Genomic DNA, 24,615 nt, shown 5'->3' on the forward strand with positions numbered 1-24,615 from the left:
TGGCCTCATTTCTCTTTCACCACATCTGCCTGGACGGCCTGGAGGAGTTCGTCGAACGACAGGCCCTCCAGACTCGTATCGGAGCCGGAGCCGGAGCCGGGATCTGACGTCTCGGGCGCCTCCGGTGGGACCCGGCCGGGGGCCTCGTCGCGCGCGGCGGGTTCCGCGGGGAAGAAGCGGTCGGTGAGGTGGGCGACGAGCTGGACGACGGTGGGGTGGTCGAGCGCCACCGTCGCGGGCAGGTCGGCGCCAAGGGCGTGGGACAGCCGCGTCCGCAGATCGATCACCATGATCGAGTCCAGGCCCGTCTCGGTGAACCCGAGGTCGTCGACGATGCCGGCCCTGTCACCCAGCACCTCGCCCGCCATCTCCCGTACGGAGCACAGCAGTTGGTGGCCCAGCTCGTCCCCGCCGAGCCCCGTGAGCCGCGCCGTCAGCCAGCCACGGGCGGGGCCGGAGGCGGCCGGGGCGGACGGACGGCCGGCGAGGGTGCGCAGGAGCGCGGCCCCGGGGAGACCCGCGAGCTGCCCCGCGTACTCCTCGCGTTCCATGGCGACCGCGACCAGCCGGCTTCCGGTGCGGTCGGCGAGGGCGGCGCGCAGGGCTTCCTCCGCCTCCTCGTCGGTGAGCGGGCGCAGGCCCCGCCGTTCCAGGCCCCGTTCCACGGCGGCTGAGGCGGCCATGCCCCCCTTGCCACGGGTGCCGCGGGGGGTCCACGGGCCCCAGTTGACACTGGCGGCGGGGAAGCCGCCGGCCCGCAGGGTCATGACGAGTCCGTCCACATACCCGTTGGCAGCGGCGTAGTTGGCCTGTCCTGCGGCCCCGAGGACGGCGGAAGCGGACGAGAAGACCACGAAGGCTTCCAGGTCGTGGCCCTCCAGCGCGCGTGCGAGGTGGGCAGCTCCGCGCGCCTTGGCGGCGAACACCGCGTCGAAGGAGTCGGGTCCCAGCCGCTCGAACGCCTGGTCGTCGTTGGCACCGGCCAGGTGCAGCACCGTACGGAGCGGAGCGTCCCGTCCCGCGCGTGCGACAGCCTCCCGGCACGCGGCCGGGTCGGTGACATCGCCACGTACGACGCTCACCCGCACGCCGCGTGCGGTCAGTTCGCCGATGACGGACTGTGCGGCGGCATCCGGCGCCGAGCGTCCCATGAGGGTGATCGCGGTGGCCCCGCCCCGGGCGAGGAACGCCGCGCTGCTCAGCCCGAGCGCCCCCAGCCCTCCGGTGATCAGGGCCGCTCCGCCAGGGGACGTTCCGGGTACGCCGTCCGTCGTCGCCGGCCCTTCGGCGCCACCGTCGTACGGGACCAGCCGGGCGGCCCGTATCCCGTCGGCGCCGACGGCGAGCCGGGGCTCCGGGACACCTTCGTCCACCGCGCGGGCCAGCGCCGCCGCGAGGACGGAGCCGTCCCATCCGTCGGCGAGGCCGACCCTCAGCAGCCGCCGGTCCTTCTGCTCGGCCTCCAGCGAGGTGAGCAGGGCCCACAACGCCTCACGGACAGGTGCGTGCGCGGCACGCTCGGGTGACTCGTCGCGCAGGTCGCCGAGCACGGCGTACGGCGTCGCCCGGTCCGCCGTCTGGAGCGCGGCCGTCAGTTCGCGTGCGGCGGCGAGTGCGGGTTCGGGCCCGTCCGGCGACCGCACCTCAGCGAACCGCGCGTCCAGGACGAGGTCGGCGCGCAGCGCCCCGAGAGGTCCCTCCGGCGCGCCGGCGACCTCGTGGCCGTACGCCCCGCAGGCGTCCCGTACCGCGCGCCCGGCGGCGGTGTCCCCGCCCAGCAGGGCGATCCGGCAGCCGGGGGCCCGGCCGCTCGCCGCTGCCGTGGCGGGTTGCGGGGCTGTCCAGACGACGTCGTAGGTGTGGGGCGCCGGTTCCCTCAGCGAACGCTGGAGCAGGGCGCGCGGTGCGCTGCGGAAGCGGAAGTCGTCCACGGCGAGCACCGTGGCACCACCGCCGTCGAACAGATGCAGATCGGCGGAGCGCACCTGGAGCAGCCCGCCGTCCTCGCCACCCTCGCGCACCACGCGGACGTGACCCCACAGTTCCCGGCCGGGAACGGGCCTGTCGGGGAAGGACAGCCTGGCGACGGCGAACGGGATGGCGAGGCTGTCCCCCTCCGTCGCCGCGTCGCCGCCGACGGCGAAGACCACGGCGCTCTGGAGGCACGAGTCCAGCAGGCCGGGGTGGATCTCGTACCCGTCGGGGGACTCGTTCATCTCCCCCGGCTCGGCGAACCGGACGAGCGCCTCGTCGCCCCTGACGTACGCCTCGTCGATCCACCGGAACGACGGGCCCAGGTGGTATCCCAGCGAGCGCAGGTGCGCGTAGAAGTCCGTTCCCGACAGGCGCCTGTCGGCCGCTGCCATGAACGCCGCCGGATCGGGTGGTGTCCCCGTGCGCGGGCCGGGCCGCGGGCCCGTACCGGCGTCGCCGACCCGGGCCGCGAGGTGCTGCTGCCAGCTACCCCGCTCCGTGTCGAGCAGGCTGTGGACACCGACGGTACGCGCTTCTCCCTCGCGCGCCTCCTCGACGATCTGCACCTCGTACCGCTCCCCCTCGCGCAGGACCAGCGCCCGGGGGAAGTGCAGGTCCTCCAGGACGACGGGGGTTCCACTGCTGCCCAGGGCCGAGAGCACGGTGGCCGTCTGGGAGGCGCCGGGCACCGAGACGACACCGTAGAGCCGGTGGTCGGTGAGGTGCGGCGGGTACTCCGCGCTGCGTTCGGTGGCCCAGACCCGCCCGTCCAGCGCGGGCGAGCGGAGCGGGGTGCCCCACGCGGGTCCCTGGACGGCCGCCGGAGTTCCCCCTGCGGCGGCCTGCGGCGCGACGCCGGTCCAGTGCCTGGTCCGCGCGAAGGGATAGCGGGGCGCGTCGGAGCGGGGCGCGTCGGAGCGGGGCGCGTCGGAATGGGGCGCAGGGCGACCACGCGGGGTCACCCGCTCCCAGGCGATGTCCTGGCCCTCCAGATACAGCCGCTGTACGGCGGCGAGCAGCGCGGCGCGGTCGCCCGTACCGCGGCGCAGGGAGGAGACGAGCCGCGGAGCGCCGGACAGCCCCGCGCCGCCGACGAGGTTGACCAGTGTGCGGTCGGGGCCGACCTCCAGGCAGATGTCGACGTCCAGCGCGTCGAGTTGGCGTGCTCCGTCGTGGAAGCGCACGGTCCCGCGGGCGTGGCGCCGCCAGTACGCGGCGTCGTACTCACCGGCGCCGACGACCTGGCCGGTCACGTTGGAGATGACGGGCAGGGCGGGTGCCTGGAACTCCAGCGGGGCGAGGGCGGTGTCGAACTCCGCCAGCGCCGGTTCCAGAAGCCGGGAGTGGAAGGCGTGCGACACGCTGAGCCTGCGGGCACGTACGCCCCGCTCCTTGAGCCGGGCGGCGAAGGCGTCGACGGCCCCGGGCTCGCCCGACACCACGGTGGACTCGGGCCCGTTGACGGCCGCGAGATCCAGCCCGGTGTCTTCCGCCCAGTTCATGACGTCTTCCTCGGCGGCCACGACGGCGAGCATCGCGCCGCGTTCGGTGTCCTGCATGAGCCGGGCCCGGTGCGCGATCAGACGCAGCCCGGTGGGCAGGTCCATCACGCCGGCGGCCATGGCTGCCGATATCTCACCGACGCTGTGCCCCATGACCACGGCGGGCCGTACGCCCCAGGACTCCCACAGGGCGGCCAGCGCCGTCTCCAGGGTGACGAGGGCGGGCTGGGTGACACGGGTCTCATTGATCGCGGTCCGGTCGCCGCCGTAGTACATGAGGTCGGCGAGGGACGCGCCGAGCGAGGGAGCCAGGATGTCGTCGCACTGGTCGAAGACCTCACGGAACACCGGCTCGTTCTCGTACAGTTCGCGCCCCATGCCGTAGAACTGGCTGCCCTGACCGGAGAAGAGGAACGCGACGCACGGCGCGCCAGAGGTGGCCGTGGCCGGCGCGCTCAACTGTGCGGACAGCTCGTCCGCCGTCGTGCCGAGGAGTGCCCGCCGGTGGGGGAAGTGCGCACGGCCCGCCCCGGCCGTGCGGGCGAGGGGGCCCAGGTCCGCTTCGGCGGCGTGCTCAAGCCGGCGGCCCCAGGCAGCGGTCAGCCGCTCCAGGCCCTCGGCGTCGGGCGCTGACAGCGGAACGAGCCGGGTGGCCGGCTTCGCCGGCGCGCTCTCCCCGCTCCCCGCAGCGCCCGCCGTCCTGCCGGAAGCGGCGCCGTGCGGGAGCGCATGGCCGTACGGGGACACGTCACCGTTCGCGAGCGCGTCGCCGTTCGCGAGCGCGTCGCCGTTCGCGAGCGCGTCGCCGTTCGGGGACGCGTCGCCGTTCGGGAGCGCGTCGCCGTTCGGGGATGCGTCGCCGTTCGGGAGCGCGGGGTCTTCGGCGGGGGCGTCGGTCAGGACGAGGTGGGCGTTCGTGCCGGTGAAGCCGAACCCGGAGACACCGGCGACGCGCGGCCGGTCGCCGCGCCGCCACGCCGTGGCGGTGTCCACGACGCGCACATTCATCTCCGACCAGTCCACGTGCGGGTTGGGTTCGCGGAAGTGGAGGTTGGCGGGGATCACGTCGTGCTGGAGCGCGAGGACCGTCTTGAAGAGCGCCGCCATCCCGGCGGCGGACTCGCAGTGGCCGATGTTGCTCTTCACGGAGCCCACGTGGAGGGGCCTGCCCGGTTTCCTGCCGGGGCCCAGCACCCGCCAGGCAGCGCCCAGTTCGATCGGGTCGCCGAGCGAGGTGCCGGTGCCGTGGGCCTCCAGGTAGGAGACCTCCGAGCCCGGTGTCCCCGCCTGGGCCAGCGCCGTCTCCAGCATGCGTTCCTGGGCCCGCCCGCTGGGTGCGGTCAGCCCGGAGGAGGCCCCGTCCTGGTTCACGGCGGTGCCCCGGACGACGGCGAGCACCCTGTCGCCGTCACGCCGGGCGTCGCTGAGGCGTTTGAGGACGACGACGCCGCAGCCCTCGGAGCGCACGAACCCGTTGGCGTCGTCCGAGAACGTGCGGCAGCGGCCGTCGGGCGAGAGCATGTGGGCCTGGCTGACGGCGGCCCAGGAGACGGGGTCGAGCAGGACGTTGACACCGCCGGCCAGCACCGTGTCGCTCTCGCCGGCGCGCAGGGAGGCGACGGCCAGGTGCACGGCCACCAGCGACGAGGAGCACGCGGTGTCCACGGCGACAGCGGGGCCGTGCAGCCCGAGGGTGTAGGCGAGGCGTCCGGCCGCCGCGTTGAGGGCGGTGCCGGTGCTGTAGTAGGCGTCGATCTCGTCCAGCCCGCCCCCGGCCAGCAGCCGCGCGTAGTCGCCGTAACTGATGCCGACGAAGACACCCGTACGGGAGCCGCGCAGCGTCCGCGGGTCGATGCTGCCGTCCTCCAGCGCGTGCCACGCGGATTCGAGCAACAGGCGCTGCTGCGGGTCGAGGTTCTCGGCCTCCCGTGCCGGAACGGAGAAGAAGCCCGCGTCGAAGCGGTCGATGTCGTTGAGGAACCCGCCCTGGTCCGTGGTGAGCGTACGGGTGCCCAGAGCGGTGTCCCAGCGGCCGGCGGGCACGGTGGTGACGCCGTCGCGGCCGTCGCGGAGCAGCTCCCACAGTTCCTCGGCGGAGTCGGCGCCGGGGAAGCGGCCCGCCATCCCGACGAGCGCGATGGGCTCGCCGGTGGCCCGGTCCTCACCGCGGGGCGCCGAACCTGAGCCGGCCGCCCCGGTGTTCGGGGCGCCGCCGCTGCCGGGTGTGCCGCCGCCCGGTGCGGCGCCGGTCGCCGGGGTGCCGGTCGCCGGGGTGCCGCCGGTGGCCGCCGGTGTGGCCGGGTGGCGGTCCTGTCCCTTCGGACGTGCCGGCGGTACGGGGTCGGTGGCGGTCGGCGGTACGGGGTCGGTGACGGCCGGCGCGGCGAGCAGGAACGCGGCCAGCTCACCGACCGTGGGGTGGTCGAACACGTCGGCGACCTGGACGGCCGTGCCGAACGCCTCGGACAGCCGTACGGCCAGGTCCACCGCCATGATCGAGTCGAGGCCGTGGTCGAAGAAACCGACGTCCACACGTATCGCGGAGCCCTCCGCGTGGCCGAGCTGTTCGGCGAGCAGGCCCGCCACGGCGGCCCGCGCCGCCGCCGGCCGCTCTCCCCGCGGCAGCCCCTCCAGGACCGCGCGCGCGGAGGGAACGGGTCCGGTGGCCGTCCCTGCCGTACCGCCCGGGCCCGGAGCGGCGCAGGCGTCGGAGCCTGCGGTGCCGGAGGCCGGCGCGAACAGGCCGCGTGGGCGGAGCCCCGACATCACGTGGCGCAGTCTGCCCAGGTCCAGCGGGCAGACCACCAGACGGCCGTCGTGTCCGGGCGCGTGCTCGGTCAGCGCGGCACGGCCCTCGGCGGCGTCGAGGGCGCCCACGCCCATCCGCGCGGAACGCTCGCGCAGCTCCTGGCCGGCCATCCCCTCGTCACCCAGCGCCCAGGGCCCGTAGGCGATCGCTACAGCGGGCAGCCCGAGCGAGCGGCGGTACGAGGCGAGTGCGTCGAGCGCGCCGTTGGCCGCTGAGTAGGCGGCGCAACCCTCCGTGCCCCAGAGCGCGGAGACCGACGAGACGAGGACGAAGAAGTCCAACGGCCAGGCGCCGCTCGCCAGATGGAGCCACCACGCGCTGTCGGCCTTGCCGCCCAGCGCCTCGGCGAACTCCTCGGCACCGGTACGCGCGACGGGATCGCGCCGGAGGGACCCCGCCGCGTGGAGCACTCCGCGCACGGGCGGCATGTCCGCGAGGGGCTCACAGGCGTGCGCCAGCGCCTCGGCTGTGTCGCATCCGCCGCCCCGGTAGACGACCCGTACGGCGTCGGCGGCGAGGCCGGCCAGGAACTCGGCGGCCTCGGCGGCCAGTTCACGCTCGGGGCGGCGGCCGATGAGCAGCAGATTGCGCGCGCCCCTGCGGACGAGGTCGGCGACGAGCTGCCGCCCGACGGCACCGAGTCCACCGGTCACCAGGTACGTCGCGTCGTCGCGGACGGTGACCCGCGCGGTGTGTCCGGCAGCCTCCGTCAGCCGGGGCACCAGGAGCCGGCCGCCGCGTAGGGCCGCCAGGTCCTCGACGCGGCCGGCTCCGGGTGCGCACTGGTCGCCCACGAAGGCGAGCAGGGCACCGGCGTCCTCGGCTCCGGGGGCGGGCGGCAGGTCGATGATGCCGCCCCAGGCCGGGCCGAGTTCCAGTCCCAGCACGGGGGCGAGACCGTGCAGCGTGCCGTGTCCCGTGGGAACCGTGCGCTCTCCGGGCTCGGCGCGCACCGCGGCGCGGGTGACGGCGAAGGCCCGCCGGTGGCCGCCGCCGTGTTCGGCTGTCGCGCACACGGCGGCGGCCACGGCGGCGCAGAGTGCCGGGCCGTCGGCCATCGGGTTCACCGGCCCGCCGGCGGCTTCTTCTTCGCCTTCCGGGCCACCGGGCCGGTGGCCACTCCTCATGGCCAGTACCAGCGCGGTCGGCGCCGCGTCGGAGCGGCCCTCCCAGAACCGCTGCCAGTCCGTGCCGCCCGTGGGCAGTCGTTCGCTCTGCCAGCCGTCGGCCCTGCCCAGGGGGGCGGGAGTGAGCAGGGTCCCCCGCACCCCCAGGGCCACCGCTTCGCGTACGAGCGTTTCCAGGAGTTCCTGGTCGTCGCCCGCGAAGATCAGGGTGGTGCCGTGCGCGCGCCCCGGCTCCGCTCCGGGGTGGGGCTGCCACACCGTACGGTGCGCGATCCGCCGGTCCGGCGCGGACCCGTGCCCCGGCTCCGGCTCCGGCACGGGCGCGGCCCCGCCCGGGTCCGTACCTGGCTCGGCCCGCGGCGCGGGCAGCGTCTCCGGGACGTACCGCGTGCGCTGCCAGGGGTAGGCGGGCAGGTCGATGACGGCGCGGGGCAGGGGGACGCGTGGCGGGTCGGCGTCGCCCGGCTTCCCCTCGGCGAGGGTCACGTCGGCGTGCGGGGTCCCGGTGGACAGCGCTCGCAGGGCGCCGGCAGCGGCGAGGGGGTCGCCGCAGGTCAGGCGGGCACGGAAGGCGTGCTGGTCGCGGCCGGCTCCGGCGGAGTAGGCGAAGGCGGCGTAGGTGTCGGTGCCGAGCGCCGCCACGCGGTCCGCGTACCGCCCGGCGAGCGCGCGCAGCGCCTCGGGGGTGCGGGCGGAGATCTCGAACCCGTCCACGCCGGTGTCTCCCGCCATGGCCCCGCCGGACGTGCCGGACCCGCCGGACGCGCCGTCGTGGTCGGGCGGCCCGAGTACGGCGTGCGCGTTGGTGCCGCTCATACCGAAGGAGCTGACGGCGGCGTAACGGCCGCTGCCCGGCGCCCAGTCGGTGAGTGTGGAGGGCACGGTGACGCCGGTGCCGGAGAGGTCGATCCGGGGGTTGAGCGTCCGGAAGTGCGCGACCGGGGGCGCCTCGCGCCGCCGCACGCACAGCATCGCCTTGACCAGTCCGGCGATACCGGCCGCCGCCTCCAGGTGCCCGAAGTTGCTCTTGACCGCCCCGACCGCGAGCGGCGCTCCGCCGTTCCTGCGGCCGATCGCCGTGGCCAGTGCCTCCATCTCGATGGGGTCACCGAGCGCGGTGCCCGTACCGTGGGTCTCGACGTAGCCGATGTCCGCGGGCTCCAGGCCGGATTCGGCGAGTGCCTTCTCGATCAGGGACACCTGCGAGACGACGTTGGGGGTGGTGAAGCCGCCCGAGCGGCCGTCCTGGTTGACGGCGGTGCCGTGGATGACGGCGTGTACGCGGTCCCCGTCCCGCCGGGCGTGGTCCAGGCGCTTGAGCAGCACGGCGCCGCAGCCCTCACCCCGGACGAACCCGTTGGCGCGTGCGTCGAACGTCTTGCACAGGCCGTCAGGAGCCAGCGAACGGGTCTCCCGCACCAGCCGCGTCGAGCGGGGAGAGAGGATGAGGTTGGTGCCGGCGGCGAAGGCGAGGTCGCAGTCTCCGCGCCGCAGCGCCTGCGCCGCGAGGTGCACGGCCACGAGCGAGGACGAGCACGCGGTGTCGACGGCCATGGTGGGGCCGCTGAGTCCGAGCGCGTGCGCGACCCGGCCGGCGGCGAAGTTGTGTCCGTTGCCGGTCGTCCAGTACGCGTCAGGATCGCCCGCGAGCCAGTCGCGGTAGTCCTGCCACATGATGCCGAGGTACAGCCCCGTGTGGGCGGCGGAGAGCCGGCCCGCCGGGATACCGGCGTTCTCCGTCGCCTCCCAGGCCACTTCGAGCAGCAGACGCTGCTGCGGGTCGAGATGGCGTGCCTCGCGTGGGCTGATGCCGAAGAACGCGGCGTCGAAACCGAGGGCCTCGTCGAGGAACCCGCCACGGTGCGGGAGGCGTTCCCATTCGGCGGCGAACGGCTCCTTGCGGTGCTCGGGCATCGGGCGGACCAGATCGCGTCCCGCCGCGAGCGCTTCCCAGTACCCGTCGAGGTCCTCGATCCCGCCCGGCAGCCGGAGACCGACGCCGACCACGGCGACGGGCTGGCTGCCCTCCTGCTCCTCGATGCGCTGCCGAAGGGTGCGGATCGTGGCGAGTGCGCGGGTGAGTGGGGTCTGCCTGCTTCCGTCGGGTGTGGCTGTCTCTGCTGTCTCTTCCATGGAGGCGGTGTTCCTCGCGGTCGTACGACGGGACGTCGTGGGGTATGGACAGGGCGCCGGGGTCAGCTGGTCTCCGCCGGGTCGGGCAGCCGTTCGCACAGCGCTCCGGCGAGCGCCTTGGGCGTGCCGTAGGACCACAGGAGGGTCGGCGACAGCTTGAGTCCGAACGCCGCCTCCAGCCGGTTGCGCAGTTCCAGGCCCATCAGGGAGTCCAGACCGAGTTCCTTGAACGGCGTCCCGTCGCGGACCTGTTCGGGGTCGAGGCGCAGCACTCTTCCGGCGAGCGCGCGTACCTCCTCCCCCGCCGCTGCCAACCGGTCGGCGCCCGGCTCCTTCGCCAGCAGCCGCGCCAGGAAGTCGCCGCCCCCGCCGGCCCTCTCCTCCCCGTCGCCGGCCGCGGCGCGCAGCCGCTCCCAGCTGCCGAGCGCTGCGGTGTCGGGGTAGGCGTCGAACCACTGGCGCAGTTGGAGCGGCACGTACCCGGTCACCGGTTCGTCCCGGCCCAGCATCCGTACCAGCGCGGCCCATGCCTCTTCGGGGGCGAAGCCGCCCATGCCACGTTCCTGGAGCCGGACCCCGCGCCGGCCGTCGGCTGCGGCGAGGCCGACGTCGGTGAACGGGCCCCACTGCACACTGAGGGCGCTCAGGCCCCGGCTGCGGCGGGACTGCGCGAAGGCGTCGAGGTAGGCGTTGGCCGCCGCGTACGCAGCCTGTCCCGCGTTGCCGACGAGGGCAGCGGCGGAGGAGAAGAGCACGAAGAAGTCGAGAGGGTCTCCTTCGGTGGCCGCTGCGAGGTGGTTGGCGCCCGCGGCCTTCGGCGCCAGGACCCGTTCCAGCTGTCGCGGCGTCAGGTTGCGGACCGTGGCGTCGTCCAGCAGGCCCGCCGCGTGCACGACCCCGCGCAGCGGCGGGAGGTGGCCGCGCACGTCGTCCAAGGCCGCGCGCAGGGCGTCCCCGTCGGCGACGTCGCACCGCACGGTGCGCACCTCGGTTCCTGCGGCGCGCAGTGCCTCGATCCGCTCGGTCGCCGCCGGTCCCGGACCGGAGCGCCCGAGCAGGACGAGCGCTCCGGCGCCGTTCGCCGCGAGGAACTCGGCCAGGCTCAGGCCCAGCGCGCCGAGTCCGCCGGTCACGAGATAGCCGCCGTCGGCGCGGAACCGGCCGCCGGGCAGGGGCAGCGGTGTCACGGACCGCACGCTGGACGGGTCGACGAGGACCGTGCGGCCCCCGTGGCCGCCGCCGTCGAGGTCCTCACGGAGCGCGTCGGCGGCCTCGGCGAAGGCGCGGGTGCGGACGGGCAGTGCCTCCAGCTTGCCGCCGGCCACCAGTTCCCAGGCGGCTTCGAGCGCGGATGCGAACCGGCGTCCCTGGTCTTCGAGCAGGCCGGGAAGCTGGACCGAGGCGAGGCTGATACCGCGTTCGGCCGCCTCAGCGCCGAGTGCGCGGCCCGCGCTGCCGCCGAAGGTGAGGTACCGGCCGTTCCGCGCCAGCGCGTCCAGCCTCCCGTCGCCTGGCCGTCCTGCGGGCGAAGCCAGTACGAGATCGGCACCGCGGCCTCCGGTGGCCGCGCGTACCGCGTCGGCCCAGCCCGGCGCCGAGATGTCGACGACGTCCCCGGAAGCGGTGCCGGAGGCGGTGCCGTCGCCGGGAGCTTCGCCGTCGCTGCTGGTCGTCGTGATGACCCGGGCGCCGAGCACCCGGCAGACCTGTTCGACGGCGGCCCGCACCGCGGCCCCAGCCGGAAGGTCGACCAGCACCGTCTCACCGGCCTCCAGCCGTCCCAGATCGGACAGTCCGTACCAGGCGGCGGCCATGGGCAACGGCAGCGCGGCGGCCTCCGCCTCGCCCAGTGCGTCCGGCACCAGCGCGGCGTGCTGCGCCCGTACGGTGACGTGGCTGGCGAGGGCTCCTACGGCGCAGGCGGCGACCCGGTCGCCGGGTGCGAGCGCGGTGACGCCGGGGCCGGCGGCCACGACCCGCCCCGCGCAGCCCGAGCCCAGGGGCAGCGCGGTGCCGGCCGCCGGATGTGCCCCCCGCGCCCCGAACACGCGGAACGCGTCCCCGTGGTCCATCGCGACGGCGGCGACCTCGATCTCGATCTCCCCCGGTCCCGGCACCCGCCTGGCAAGGGGCAGGAACTCCACCGGCTCCGGCGCCCCGGGGCGCCGGGCGCCCGCGCGGAAGGGCTGCCGCACGGTGCGGCGGGGCGGTGCCCCGGTGGGCCCGTCGTCCGGTACGCCCCGGGTGAGCCGGGCCGCGAGCCGCCGTCCCGCGCGCAGGGCCGTCTGGTCCTCGCGGCCGTCGCCGAGGAGTTCGGCGGCCCACTCGCGGGGTCCGTCCGCTTCGGCGGGGTCGATGTCGAGGAGACGCGCGGTCAGCTCCGGGTGTTCGCGCCGCAGCACGCGGGTGAACCCCCAGTAGAGGGCGCCTCCCGGGTCGGGCGCCTCGCCGGTCTCCACCGCCTGCGCGCGGCAGGTCACCACGGCGAGGGCCGGTGGTACGGGCATGTCCGTGCAGGCGCGCGCCAGTTCGGCGAGCACGCTGAGCCCGTGGCGCTGTGCCTCCTCCCCGGCATCGGCGCCGGGTGCGACGAAGACGACGGCGCCGGGCTGCGCCGAGGCCACCTGCGCGACCGCCGCCCCTGCTGCCGCGCTCACGGTACTGACGCCGGACGCGCCCGCCGCGGTCAGCGCGGCGGCCAGCCGGCCGGCCACGCCGTCCTCCCCCGGCGCCCCGCACACCAGCCGGCCGCCGGACGGCTCGCGTTCCTCGCGGGGCTCGGTGAGGAGGGTCCAGTCGATACGGTGCAGGCGCGCGGAGTCGTCCGCCGCGCCGGTGTCGGCGCCCGGGAGCGGCGCCAGTTCCAGCCCTTCCATGACCAGCAGCGGCCGGTGCCGGGCGTCGAAGATCTCGATGTCGAAGACGCCTTCGGCCCGCCGTACGGCGTGGGACCACACCTGGGTGACGGGCTCGGCGAGGTCGTCGAGCAGTACGACGCGCTCAACGGCCGTCGGTACGAGGGCCGTTCCGGGCGCGTAGCCGTCGCACAGCGCGAGCGCCACCTGGAGCGCGCCGTCCCACAGGGCGGGGTGCAGGGTGCGCGGGCGGTTTCCGGCGCGCAGCCGGTCGCCCAACTCGGCCTCGGCCAGGGCTCGTTCGCCTTCTGGCGCGGTGTACAGGCGCCGGATCGTCCGGAAGGCGGGGCCGTACCCGAGTCCGCGTCCTGCCCAGGTGCGGTAGAAGGCGTCGGCGTCCGTCGGCCGGACGGCGGCGTGCCAGTCGGGGAAGGCGGGCGCGGGGCGGGGGCCGGCGCGGTGGCCGGCCCGGGCGGTGGCGTTCTCCTCCCAGCCGCTGCCGCCCTCCGGCAGGGACAGCAGCCGGAAAGTGCCGCCTGTGGTGTCGCCGCGCCATTCCACGACGAGCCTGGTCGGCTCCTCGCTCACCGCCACCTCCTTGCGGAAGCGGACCTTCTCCAGGCAGCGGACGGCCGGGCCGGGCAGCTCGCGGGCGGTGCCGACGGCGAGCGCGAGCATTCCGGTGCCCGGCAGCACGGGCGTGCCGTGCACCTGGTGGTCGTCCAGCCAGGGCGGGCTTCCCAGGGCCAGCCGCAGGTCGCCGTGCCGGGTGTCCGCCTCGCCGGGGGCGGGGAGGAGCCGGGTCCCGAAGCCGCGGGAGGCGCCGGCGCCCCGTGGGCGTGCCGCCGTCCAGTAGCGGTCCTTACGGAGCGGGTACCCGGGTATCGGGGGCCCCGCGTGCGCGGGGAGTTCACCGAAGGGCTCAAGTCCGGCGGCGTAGCCCCGGCCGAGCGCCCGCGCGACATCGGCCGTGCTGCCGTGGCCGCGCCGTGTGGTGGTCAGGACGGTCGCCTGCCGGGTGCGGGCGCCGACGATCTGTTCGATGGCGGGGGCGAGTACGGGATGCGGGCTGATCTCGACGACGTGGGTGATGCCCTCGTCGAGCACGGCGCCCATGCTGTCGGCGAACTGGACGGGGTTCTGGAGGTTCTCGACCCAGTAGGCGGCATCCATCTCCGGGCCGCGCAGCCGGCACCGCCGGACGGTCGACATCAGACCGGTCGCGGCATCGCGCGGCCTGACAGGTTCGAGGGCGTCGAGCAGGTCCTCGCGCAGGGGGGCCATCTGCGGGCTGTGCGAGGCGTAGTCGACGTTGACCAGCCGGCAGTAGGTGCCTTCGGCCTCCAGCAGTTCCCTGAGCGTCAGCACCGCCTCTTCCTCGCCGGAGAGGACGCAGGAGGTGGGCCCGTTGTGCACGGCGAGGGACACGCTTTCCTCGAAGCCCTCCAGCGCGGCCAGCGCGGCGTCCCGGTCCAGTTCGACGGAGAGCATCCGCCCCTTCCCCGACGCCCGGCGGGCTATGGCGCTGCGCCGGGCCATGACCAGGGCCGCGTCCTCGTAGCTGAGGGCTCCCGCGAGGGTGGCCGCGGTGATCTCGCCCTGGCTGTGGCCGAGAACGACGTCAGGCTCGACCCCGGAGGCGCGCCAGAGTTCGGCGAGCCCGAGGGACATCGCCCACAGGGTCGGCTGGAGCATGTCGATGCGGCTCATCCACTCCTCGTCGGCCTTGCCGGAGAAGATGTCGAGCAGGTTCCAGTCCGTGTGCGGTTCCAGCGCCCGCGCGCAGCGGGTGACGACGTCGGCGAACAGCGGGCTGTCACGGAAGAGTTCCGTTCCCATACCGCTCCACTGCGAGCCCTGTCCGGGGAAGACGAACGCGGTGCCGCCATACGGCACGGAGCTGCCGGTCAGCACGTCGGGCGAGGTGGGCTCGGCTTCCGGTGCCGCGGCCAGCCCGGCCAGTCCTGCGCGCAGCCGCCCGGAGTCCTCGGCGGCGACGAGGGCCGCACGGAGCGGGAAGTGGTCGCGCCGCCATGCGAGGGCGCCCGCGAGGGCGCGGGTGCCCTCGGCGGATTCCGGGACGTGCGGGGCCAGTTCGGCGGCGCGGTGCCCGAGCGCGGAGGTGTCCTTCGCGGAGAGCGCCAGCACGGCGGGGAGTCCGGTGGCGGGGGCCGGCGCGGGGGCGCCTCCGGTGTCCTGGGCCGGCGGGTCCATGACGACGACGTGTGCGTTGGTGCCGCCCCAGCCGAAGGAGTTGACGCCCATGTAGAGCGGTCCTGCGTCCGGCAGGGGTGTCGGTGACCGCACCACCCGCACGTTGAGGTCGTCGAAGGGGATGGCCGGGTTGAGTTCGGCGGAGTGCAGGCTCGGCGGCAGGACCCGGTGCCTGAGCGCGAGGAGGATCTTGAAGAGGCCCGCCATCCCCGCGCTGGCCTCCAGGTGCCCGATGTTGGTCTTCACCGAGCCGACGAGCAGCGGGTCGTCCGTGCGGCCCTGGCCGAGGACGCGGCCGATGGCGGTCGCCTCGATCGGGTCGCCGCGTCCTGTTCCGGTGCCGTGCGACTCGATGTAGGCAGGGGCGCCCGGCGGTACGGCTCCGCTGTGGTAAGCGCGGCGCAGCAGGTCCTCCTGGCCCTGTGGGCTGGGGGTCACCAGGCTGTCGCCGCCGCCGTCGTTGTTCACCGCGGTGTTGACGATGACCCCGTGCACGCGGTCGCCGTCGGCCAGTGCGCGGGCCAGCGTCTTCACATACAGCGCGGCGACGCCCTCGCCCCGTACGAATCCGTTGGCGGTCGCGGCGAACGCCTTGCACCGGCCGTCCGGTGAAAGTCCGCCGAAGTGGGTGAGGCCGACGGTCACATGCGGATCGAGCATGAGGTTGGTGCCGCCGACGACCGCCGCGTCGATGTCGCCCTGGCGCAGGGCCTGGGCCGCGAGGTGCAGGGCGACGAGCGAGGAGGAGCAGCCGGTCTCCACGGTCATGCTCGGGCCGCGGACCTTGAGGAAGTAGGAGAGCCTGGCGGCGATCACGTCGAGGGCGTTGCCGACCAGGCTGTGCGGGGTCGGCGCGGCTTCACGTTCCCTGCGCAGGAGTTCGTAGTCGTGCCAGGAGGCGCCGACGTACACGCCGGTACGCGTGCCGGCGAGGTGCTCGGCACGCTGGCCCGCGTCCTCGATCGCCCGCCACCCCACCTCCAGCATCAGCCGCTGCTGAGGGTCGACCGCCTCGGCCTCGCGGGGCGAGATGCCGAAGAATCCGGCGTCGAAGCGGTCGACATCGTCCAGGAAACCTCCGACCGCCTGGATTTCTCTCTCCGGGTCGAGCTGCTCCGTACTGTCCCAACGGTCCGCGGGAACGGGAACGATGCCGTCCCCGCCCTCCATCATCAGGGTCCAGAAGCTTTCGACATCCGGCGCGCCTGGGAATTTACCCGCCATTCCGACAACGGCAACGAGGTTCTCCGGGTCGTGGCCCGCGTACGGTTCCATGCGTCCCCTCTTGTATCGCTCATCAACTCCGAAGGAATCCATGCGACTTTATCTCCGCCCCGAAGCGGGGAACACCCCAGACATTTCCGAGGTGTTCCCCATGGACCCCTACGCGGCGACTGGGGTTACCTGAGGTCCTTCAGACGCGTCCTGACCAGCCCTTTACTGGCGTTGATCATGCGCGGGCCGATTTCCGGGGGAGCGTCCCTGCGGGACCAGATGGCATTCATCGCCATCTTGGCAGGACTCATGGCGAAGCAGCGCGTCCCCTCGTTCCCCAGCCGGAACGACGGCGATATGAAGTCGGCTTCCTCAATGTGCCGCAGAATGCGCTTCGCGGCATCACCAGGCGCGAGGTTCCCCTCTTCCACGGATTCGCAGAGGTCGCGCGTGAGAATTCCCATCTCGTTGAATCCGGGACTCACGGGGAGCGGTGATCCGGGGTGCTTGCTCTGCTCCAGATCGAGGAACACCGATTCGCTGCCTGTTTTCTCGTACCGGTAGTAGGCGTCTTCCAGCATGACGTTGCCGAGCATGGTGCCGAGCATCCAGGTGCGGTTGACGGCGTTCCACAGCTCGTAGTCCCGGAAGCCCACGAAGGAGCTGTAGACGAGGTTGTCGTGGAAGTCGAACAGCCCCTGCTGGAGGGCCTCCAGGTACGCGAACCGCTCCAGCGACCAGTTGCCGTCCCTGGAGGCGGCGATCAGCCGCCAGCCGAGTGCGTTGACCAGTTCCAGCGTGTTGGTCAGGCCGCGCGAGTACAGGGCGTCGATGAACCCGGCGGCGTGGGAGGTGAGACAGTACCGCTCCCCCACGACCTGCTTGGCCGAGTACTGGAGGCGTCCGGTGGACACCCAGGGGCGGACGGCCCGCGAGCCCTGGAACTGCCACGCGATCTCGGGGTACCGCTTGAGGAAGTCGTCGAACTCCTGCTCCGGCGACTGCTCTCCCTTCGGGAACTTGCGAGGGTCGAGGGTCAGGCCGACGCTGCACAGCGGATTGAGCGATTCCTCGTGGTTGTCGAACGGGATGACCCAGAGCCAGCCGCCGTCGAAGACGTGGTGCAGCGTGCCGTTGTGCCACGGGTTGGGCTGCTTGTGTTTCCTGCCGTTGGGCGACCTGTCGTAGGGACGCACACCGACCATGTGCGTGAACAGGCTGCGCGAGTGGGTGCGCGCCCTGGTCGGCGTCTCCCGCAGGCCGAACTTCTCCGCGAGCGGCGAGCGGAACCCGCTGCCGTCGATGACGTAGCTCGCACGGAACTCCTTGCCCGCCTCGGTGCGCAGGACGGCGCCCGTGTCCGGGTCGATCTCGATGTCGGCGATCCGGGTGGAGAGCTGGGGTACGGCGCCGTACTTGACCGCGAGGTGGAACAGGTACGCGTCGATGTCCTGCCGGAACAGATGGGTCTCGGTCCTGATGGCCGAGGGGACCACCAGTTGGTTGACCTCGGCGGGGTTCTGGGCCCGGCCCTCCCTGTGATAGACGAAACCGAAGTTCTGCTTCTGCCCGCAGTTGCGGGACACCTCCTTGCGGATGCCCTTGAAGCTGGAGAGCGCCTTCAGTTCGGGTACCTGGTACCGGTCGGCGATCAGCCTGGTCATGCCCGAGGTGTAGGGGATCGTGGACTCGCCCACGGCGAAGCGCGGATGCGTGCCCGCGTCGAGCAGCAGCACCTTCACGCCGTTCCTCGCGAGTACGGCGCCCAGCATGCCCCCGGCCATGCCACTGCCGAGAATCGCCACGTCGTACTGATTGTCCGGGGGTCGTTGCGCGTCCTTGCGCGACACGTCGCTCACCTGTCTCTCCCATGTCCGGTGGTGCCTGCTCAGCTCGTTGCCGCTTCCAGGAAGTTCTTCTTCGGCAGTTCTCTCCGACTCCGGATGCCGAGCTTCCGGAAGGCGTTCGTGAGGTGCTGTTCGACCGTGCTCACGGTCACGGTCAGCGCACCGGCGATCTCCTTGTTGGTCCTGCCGTGCGCGGCCAGCGCCACCACACGGCGCTCCGCGCCGCTCAGCCGGTCCAGCGCCGTCCCGGCCCGCGTCCGTGCGGGGTCCGGTGCGGCGCCCGGGTGTCCGGCGGCGGGAGCGACGGCCTCGCACGCGCGCCTGAGCCCCTCCGCCTCCTCCTGCACGGCCCTGGCCCGAGCCGGCCGCTTCTCCAGCGCGTAGGCATGACCCAGTTCGCCGAGGGCCCCCGCGAGCTGGAACCGGTCGCCGCAGAAGCGAAGGTTCTCCGCTGCCTCCTCCAGCAGCCCGGTCCGTTCTCCGGGACCGCCGGCCGCCGCGCAGGTCCGCAGCGAGATCCCGCGGGCGCGGGAGAGCCCCTCCCCCGCCAACTCCGCCTGTTCCCTTGCCAGTTCGCGCGCCGACCGCACGTCGGACAGGGCCAGGTGCGCGCGCGCCGCGCTGCTGCGCCAGGGCAGCAGGGTCGGCTGGTCGAAACCCCAGTTCGTCATCAGTTCCCCGCATCGTGTGAAGTCGTCGAGTGCGGCGTACGGCCGGCCGGTCGCCATGTGGTAGGCGCCCCTGGCGTGCAGGTAGGGCAGGCCGAAGCGGCTGGAGAACATGCCGTCGGGCACGGGCTGCGCCAGGTATTCGGCAGCTGCCGCGAGATCTCCCGAGTCCGTCGCCGCCTGGATCAGGTTGGCCAGCGGGCCGCCGATGCAGACGCCCCAGCTGTCCGCTGGGACCTGCGCCAAAGCGGCCTCGGCCAGCGTCCTGGCGCGTGCCAGCGCTCCCCTGCGCAACGCGATACCGGCCCGCAAGGACGCGAATTCCGCTGTCCAGAGCGGGACTTGCCGGCAGCGTGCTTCCTCAAGCCAGTGGTCGCACCAGCGCGCGGCGGCCTCCGTACGGTCGGCGAACGACAGCGCCGCCACGGCGCATATGAGCCATTCCTGGTTGTGCTTGTTGAGACGCATGGCACGCATCGCCGCCTCGGCCTCGGCCACGGCGCCCTCGCTGGGTCCGTGCGCGAGGACCTGCGAGAGCGCCAGGGCAGCGCGCGTACGCGGGTCGCCGTGTGCGGGGCCCTTGCGGGTCGGTGCCAGCACCACGGGATAGGTGACGGACAGCAGTTCCCAGGTCGCCCGCACTTCGGCCGCGTGCTCCGGGTCGGCCGGCCCGTCGCCCTCGTCCATCTGCGCGATGGCGCGCACCGCCTCGCCGAACCGGCCGTGCCACAGGAGGTACTTGGCGAGGGTCAGGGTGTGCCGGACCGGAAGGCGGCCGTCGCTCAGGGCGATCGCCAGCTCGCCGAGGTGGGGCGTGCTGATCGACGGGTTGAGCATCCACGCCGTCGAGGTCAGCAGGGCGCGCAGGCCGACCCGTTCGCCGTCGTCGGCGCTGAACCGCAGCGCCGCCTCCAGACAGGAGTGCGCCTCGGCGACCTGGTCGGCGTTCAGATGCCGCTCGGCCGCCTCCTGCAGTACGGGCACCGCCCACGGAAGCGCCCCGCCCTCGGCGGCGCAGTGACGCAGATGCCGGGCCGTGCGGGTGACGGCGACCCCTTCCTCGTAGCACATGAGGGCCGCCTCCCGGTGCATCGCGCTGCGCTCCGCCACGCTGAGCCCCTCCAGCACCGCCTGGGCGGCGAGGGGGTGCCGCAGCCGGGTGCCGTCCAGGAAGCCGGCCGCCCCCAGCGCGCGTGTCCCCCGGACGACGGCGACGTGCTCCTGTCCTGCGAGCCGGGCGAGCAGCTCCGGGGCGTGGATGTCGCCGTCGACCGCGGCCAGTACCCGGGTGAGGCGCAGCAGCTCGGGGCGCCCCCGGTGCAGGCAGCTCAGCAGCATGTCGCCGAAGGTGTCCCCGACCACCGGTGCGGCCTGGCCCGACAGGTGGCTGGAGTCCACGAGCAGGGCCCGGATGAGGAGTGGATTGCCGCCGCTGAGCTGGTGGCACCTCTCGGTGAAGCCCTCGTCGGCGGTGCTGCCCAGGTGGTCTGCGAGAAGTTCGGCGACCCCCTCGGGCGAGAGCGTGCCCAGTGTCAGAGCGAGGTGGTGGGGCTGGCGCAGCAGCTCGGCGTGCAGCTCGGGGTGGGCGGGGCGCCACAGGGGGCACTCGGTGAGCACCAGGACGATGCGCGCCTGCCGCAGCTGCCGGATGAGCCGGCGGAGCCAGTGCAGCGAGAGGGAGTCGGCGAACTGGACGTCGTCCACGCACAGCAGCACCGGGACGTCGCCGGCCGCCCGGACCACTTCGGCCCGCAGCTGGTGCAGGGCGTCCGTGGCCGCCGCGTCGAGCGTCCACGTCCCGTCGCTCCGCTCCTCGGTGACGCGCCCGCACGCACCGCGCACGGTGTCGAGCAGTTCGGCGGCGCCGGGCAGGGCGTCGGCCGAGCACAGCAGCTGCTTGAGCACACTGCCGGGCGAGCGCCGCTCCGGCCAGGAGCCCACGGCGTCCAGTATCCGCCAGCCCTGGTCAGCGGCCTGGTCCTTCAGGGCGGTGAGCAGCTCCGTCTTGCCGCAGCCCATGGCGCCGCCGATGACCGCGGCGCCGCCGCCCTCCCCGTCCGAGCAGGTGTGCAGCAGCCCGTTGAGTCGACGTAGTTCGCGGTCCAGTCCGACCAAACGCATGCTCTCCTCTCCCCCTTACGTCTTCGAAACGGTCGTGGGCCCCGGCCCGACGGGCTCGGGCTCCCGTGCGAGGTCCAGGGGTTTGCGGTGGATGCGGGCGAGCAGCGGACCCGTCATGGCGGTGGTGACCACGGCCATGACGACCATCAGCGAGTACATCTCGGTGTCGAGCAGGCCGATTTGCAGGCCGACGCCGAGGATGACCAGCTCCGTCAGTCCTCTGGTGTTCATCAGGACGCCGAGGCTGACGGCCGGGCGGGCAGGCAGGCCCTGGCTGCGGGCGCCGAGGTAGGTGCCGCCGATCTTCCCGACGACCGCGACCACGAGGATCAACGCGAGTTCGGCGAACCGGCCCGCGTTCATGGACCCGAGGTCCACCCCGAGTCCGGCCACCACGAAGTAGACGGGCAGCAGCAGCGAGGTGACCTGTCCCGTCCGTTCGTGGATCTCCGCGCGCAGCGCGGCGGTCTTCTCGCGGGGCATCACCGTGCCGAACAGGAAGGCGCCGAAGATGAAGTGCATCCCCATCGCCTCGGTGGCCGCCCCGGAGAGCAGCACCCCGGTGAACAGCATGGGCAGGTGCCACGGGCCGAGGGCGACCGCCCGCCCCTTCCGGACGAACACCGCGCGCAGCACCGGCCGGACGACGAACGCCGTTATCAGGACGTAGGGAATGGCGAGGGCCACCCGCCAGTGCTCGTCGCTGCCGTCCATCGTGGCCTGGACCGCCGCGAGGGCGGTCCAGGCCACGACGTCCACCGACGCCGCTGTGGCGAGGGCGATGCCACCGATGGCGCTCTTGCTGAGGCCGCGCTCGCTGAGTATCCGGGCGAGCACGGGAAACGCCGTCACGGAGATCACGAGCCCGATGAACACGACGAATCCCGCCCTGTTCTCGGGTTCGTGCGTGCGCAGCAGGTAGAAGGCCAGCCCGATGCCGAGCAGGAACGGCGCGACGGTGGAACCGACGATCGCCCCTCCGGTGACCCGGCTCCTGCCCCGCAGCGTGGCGCGCTCCAGTTCCAGGCCGATCGCGAACATGAACAGCGCCACGCCGACATCCGCCATGCCCGCGAGCAGCGGGCGGATGTCGGCGGGGAACAGCAGGTCGGGAACGGCCCCGTTGAACAGGCTCGGCCCGAGCAGGACGCCCGCGACGATCTCGCCCACGACCGCGGGCTGGTTGACGCGGGTCGCGAGGTAGCCCAACGTGCGGGCCAGGAAGAGGATCAGTCCGAGGTCGATGAAGAGCAGTTGCACCTGATGACTGGTCATGTCCGGCGTGTCCCGCTCGCCCTCCTCTCGTTGGTGGTCAGTTCTGTGCGGGCACGGACGCGCCCTCCTGGTCGATGAGGTCGTCGATGGTGAGCGTGAGCATCGGGTGATTGCCGCTGAGCCCGGAGATCAGCTGCACGAAGTCGGCGGACGGGGTGCGCTCGCGCTCGGGGTCGACCATCTCCTGGGCGAGCGAGTGGTAGAACTCCTTGTACTTCGTACGGTCGTAGAAGCGCTCGACGAAGGACCTGATCTCGTCGAAGAAGCCCCGGTAGGCGGTCACATAGCGCTTGAGCGCCTGCTCCTCGATCTTCGGGTGCTGGATGATCTGGTCGACGATCTTCGACAGTGTGCTGCCCGCCAGCGTGGCCAGCGCGACGCCGGTGGAGAACAGCGGGTCGACGAAGGCGGCGGAGTCGCCCACGCACACCCAGCCGTTGCCGGTGAAGCTCTGGCTGGTGTACGACCAGTCGCGTGCGGACCGCCAGCCCGCCGCCTGGTTGGCGCCGGCCAGCATCTTCTTGAGCTTGGTCGACTTCTCCGCCTCGGTCCTGAACATCGCCTCCAGCGAGGCGTGTTTGCCAGCCTCTTCCGACCGGGTCACATAGCCGACGCTGATGGTGCCCTTGTCGATGGGGATGGCCCAGAACCAGCCCTCGTCGAGGCCCTCGATGAGGATGTTGGTGTACTCGTCGCCCGGCAGCCGCTCGCAGTTGTCGAAGTACGTCCAGACCGCGACGTTCCGCAGCTCCTCGTGCCAGGTGATGTCGGCGTACTTGCGGCTGAGCAGCCGGGCCTGCCCTGAGGCGTCGACGACGAGCTTGGCCCGCGCCTCGTGGACGCCGTCCGTACCGCGCAGTGTGAAGCGGACTCCCGTGACGCGGCCCTCGGTCTCGATGGGCCCCTTCACCGTGGCTTCCTCGATGATGTAAGCGCCCAGTTCACGGGCTCGGTCGAGGATCAGCGAGTCCATGTCGGCACGGCGGGTGTGGTACGCGTACTCGTGGGTTCCGCCCTCGATGAAGGAGAAGTTCCACGGCACCTGCGCGTTGCCCCAGACCAGCGTGCCGCCGTACTTCCGCTCGAAGCCGCGCTTGTCCATGCGCTCGGTCAGGCCGAGTTCCTGCATGGGACGCATGAAGGCGGGGATGAGCGACTCGCCCACGTGGTAGCGGGGAAAGCGCTCGCGGTCGAGCACGAGGACACGGTGTCCACGCTTCGCGAGAAGACCAGCGGTGGTGGAACCGGCCGGCCCTCCGCCTATGACGATGACATCGAATTCTTCCGGTACTCCAATGAGAGCGGACAATTGCAGATCCTCCCCAATCGTGGACAGCGCACGCCGCCTGGGCGGGACGCGTCTCTGCGTTCCTCGAAGTCTGAAGCCCGGCACATGAAGGTGTTCTGGAGTATTTCTGGATGCCCGTTCGGCGACGTGTCCGGAGCCCGCCGCCCCTTGGGGTACGCGGCTCGGAGGGGTGGACGGGACAGGTGAGGTGAAGAAGCGCAGCCGCACCGCCGGGGTCCGGCACACACAGGCCCCGCGGGCCTGACCGGGATCCCTCAGGTCGCCGTCCGCCTCGTCCGCGCAGGCGGGCGCGGACACACGGCGGCGGCACTTGAGTTGCACGACCCCCGCTCCCGGACCGCCTCCAGGCCGGCAAGGGGCCGGCCGGCGGGGTTCGGCGAACACCGGGTCCGCCGCCAGGAATCGCGGCGGTTTCGGAAATTGACGCCGCTCGGCATCAGGCAGTCGGCGCGAAGTGCGGGGCAGCGCGAGAAACTCCGCCGGAATGACCTCTTCTTGACGTTCCTGATGGCCCCTGACGCATTTCGCGCCGTCTCGAAAAGTGCGGCTCCTGCGGCCTACGGCGTCATCTCCCGTGCTGCTCCGCCGGAATCGTCACGCGCTGTCGTCCGCGTCGGCCCACCAGTCGGGGTTGTCCCGGTACCAGGCGACCGTCTCCGCAAGCCCTTGCTCGAAGGGGACGGCGGGCTCGAACCCCAGCTCCTCGCGGAGCTTGCCGCCGTCCAGGGCGTAGCGCCGGTCGTGGCCCTTGCGGTCGGCGGTGTGGCGCACCCGGTCCGGGTCGGCGCCGCACAGGACGAGGAGCCGTTCGGTGACCTGGAGGTTGGTCAGCGGTGTGCCCCCGCCGATGTTGTACACCTGTCCCGACCGTCCCTCGGTGAGGATGAGCTGAAGCGCACGGCAGTGGTCGTCCACGTGCATCCACTCCCGGACGTTGGCGCCGGAACCGTAGAGCGGCACGGGGCGGCCCTTGAGGAGCCTGGTGGTGAAGAGCGGAATGAGCTTCTCGGCGTGCTGGTAGGGGCCGTAGTTGTTGGAGCAGCGGCTCACCGACACGTCGAGCCCGTGGCTGTGCCAGTAGGAGCGGGCGACCAGGTCGCTGCCGGCCTTGGTCGCCGCGTACGGGGAGCTGGGGTCCAGCGGCCATTCCTCGGTCCACGAGCCGCGCTCTATGGAGCCGTAGACCTCGTCCGTAGACACGTGCAGGACACGGGGCACGCCGGTGCGCAGGCACGCCTCCAGCAGGGTCTGGGTCCCGGCGACATTGGTCCTGACGAACTCGGCCGGCGCGTCGAGCGACCGGTCGACGTGCGACTCGGCGGCGAAGTGGACGACGGCGTCGTGTCCCGGGAGCAGGTCGAGGAGCATCGGCGCGTCGCAGACATCACCGTGTACGAACGTGAGCCGCGGGTGTGCGGCGGGAAGATTGGCCCGGTTGCCCGCGTAGGTGAGCAGATCGAGCACGGTGACCTCGGCGGCCTCGTGGCCCGGGTAGGCACCCTCCAGCAGGGCCCGCACGTAGCGCGAACCGATGAAGCCCGCTCCACCCGTCGCAAGGATTCTCAT

At 73.0% G+C, this 24,615-nt stretch carries 7 protein-coding genes; all 7 read right to left on the bottom strand.

The features are described from left to right. Nucleotides 1–5 precede the first annotated feature (5 nt). Nucleotides 6–9,545, bottom strand: a complete 9,540-nt coding sequence (locus NMN56_RS17175; protein ID WP_283742489.1) for a type I polyketide synthase — start codon at nt 9,543–9,545, stop codon at nt 6–8. Nucleotides 9,546–9,607: 62 nt separating this feature from the next. Then, entirely contained in the window at nt 9,608–15,889 is a 6,282-nt protein-coding gene (locus NMN56_RS17180; protein ID WP_280842849.1) for a type I polyketide synthase, read from the bottom strand. Between the two features lie 125 nt (nt 15,890–16,014). Next, a complete protein-coding gene (locus NMN56_RS17185; RefSeq protein ID WP_274045325.1) occupies nt 16,015–17,688 on the bottom strand; it encodes an NAD(P)/FAD-dependent oxidoreductase in 1,674 nt (557 codons plus the stop codon). A 29-nt stretch (nt 17,689–17,717) separates the two neighbouring features. Further along, nucleotides 17,718–20,465 carry a helix-turn-helix transcriptional regulator gene (locus NMN56_RS17190; RefSeq protein ID WP_274045324.1) on the bottom strand — a complete coding sequence of 916 codons (2,748 nt, stop codon included), beginning with the start codon at nt 20,463–20,465 and terminating at the stop codon, nt 17,718–17,720. A gap of 15 nt (nt 20,466–20,480) precedes the next feature. Then, nucleotides 20,481–21,740 (bottom strand): cation:proton antiporter domain-containing protein, encoded by a 1,260-nt coding sequence (locus NMN56_RS17195; RefSeq protein WP_274045323.1) that lies wholly within the window; start codon nt 21,738–21,740, stop codon nt 20,481–20,483. Nucleotides 21,741–21,777: 37 nt separating this feature from the next. Next, nucleotides 21,778–23,049, bottom strand: a complete 1,272-nt coding sequence (locus NMN56_RS17200) for an NAD(P)/FAD-dependent oxidoreductase (protein WP_274045322.1) — start codon at nt 23,047–23,049, stop codon at nt 21,778–21,780. Between the two features lie 594 nt (nt 23,050–23,643). After that, nucleotides 23,644–24,615 carry a dTDP-glucose 4,6-dehydratase gene (rfbB, locus tag NMN56_RS17205; protein WP_274045321.1) on the bottom strand — a complete coding sequence of 324 codons (972 nt, stop codon included), beginning with the start codon at nt 24,613–24,615 and terminating at the stop codon, nt 23,644–23,646.

The organism is Streptomyces iconiensis (genome assembly GCF_028657195.3).
Lineage (GTDB): Bacteria > Actinomycetota > Actinomycetes > Streptomycetales > Streptomycetaceae > Streptomyces > Streptomyces iconiensis.

Excerpts from the sequence above, each read along its gene's own strand:
- NMN56_RS17175 (WP_283742489.1), bottom strand. The coding sequence starts at position 9,545 with ATGGAAGAGACAGCAGAGACAGCCACACCCGACGGAAGCAGGCAGACC.
- NMN56_RS17180 (WP_280842849.1), bottom strand. The coding sequence starts at position 15,889 with ATGGAACCGTACGCGGGCCACGACCCGGAGAACCTCGTTGCCGTTGTC.
- NMN56_RS17190 (WP_274045324.1), bottom strand. The coding sequence starts at position 20,465 with ATGCGTTTGGTCGGACTGGACCGCGAACTACGTCGACTCAACGGGCTG.
- NMN56_RS17195 (WP_274045323.1), bottom strand. The coding sequence starts at position 21,740 with ATGACCAGTCATCAGGTGCAACTGCTCTTCATCGACCTCGGACTGATC.
- rfbB (WP_274045321.1), bottom strand. The coding sequence starts at position 24,615 with ATGAGAATCCTTGCGACGGGTGGAGCGGGCTTCATCGGTTCGCGCTAC.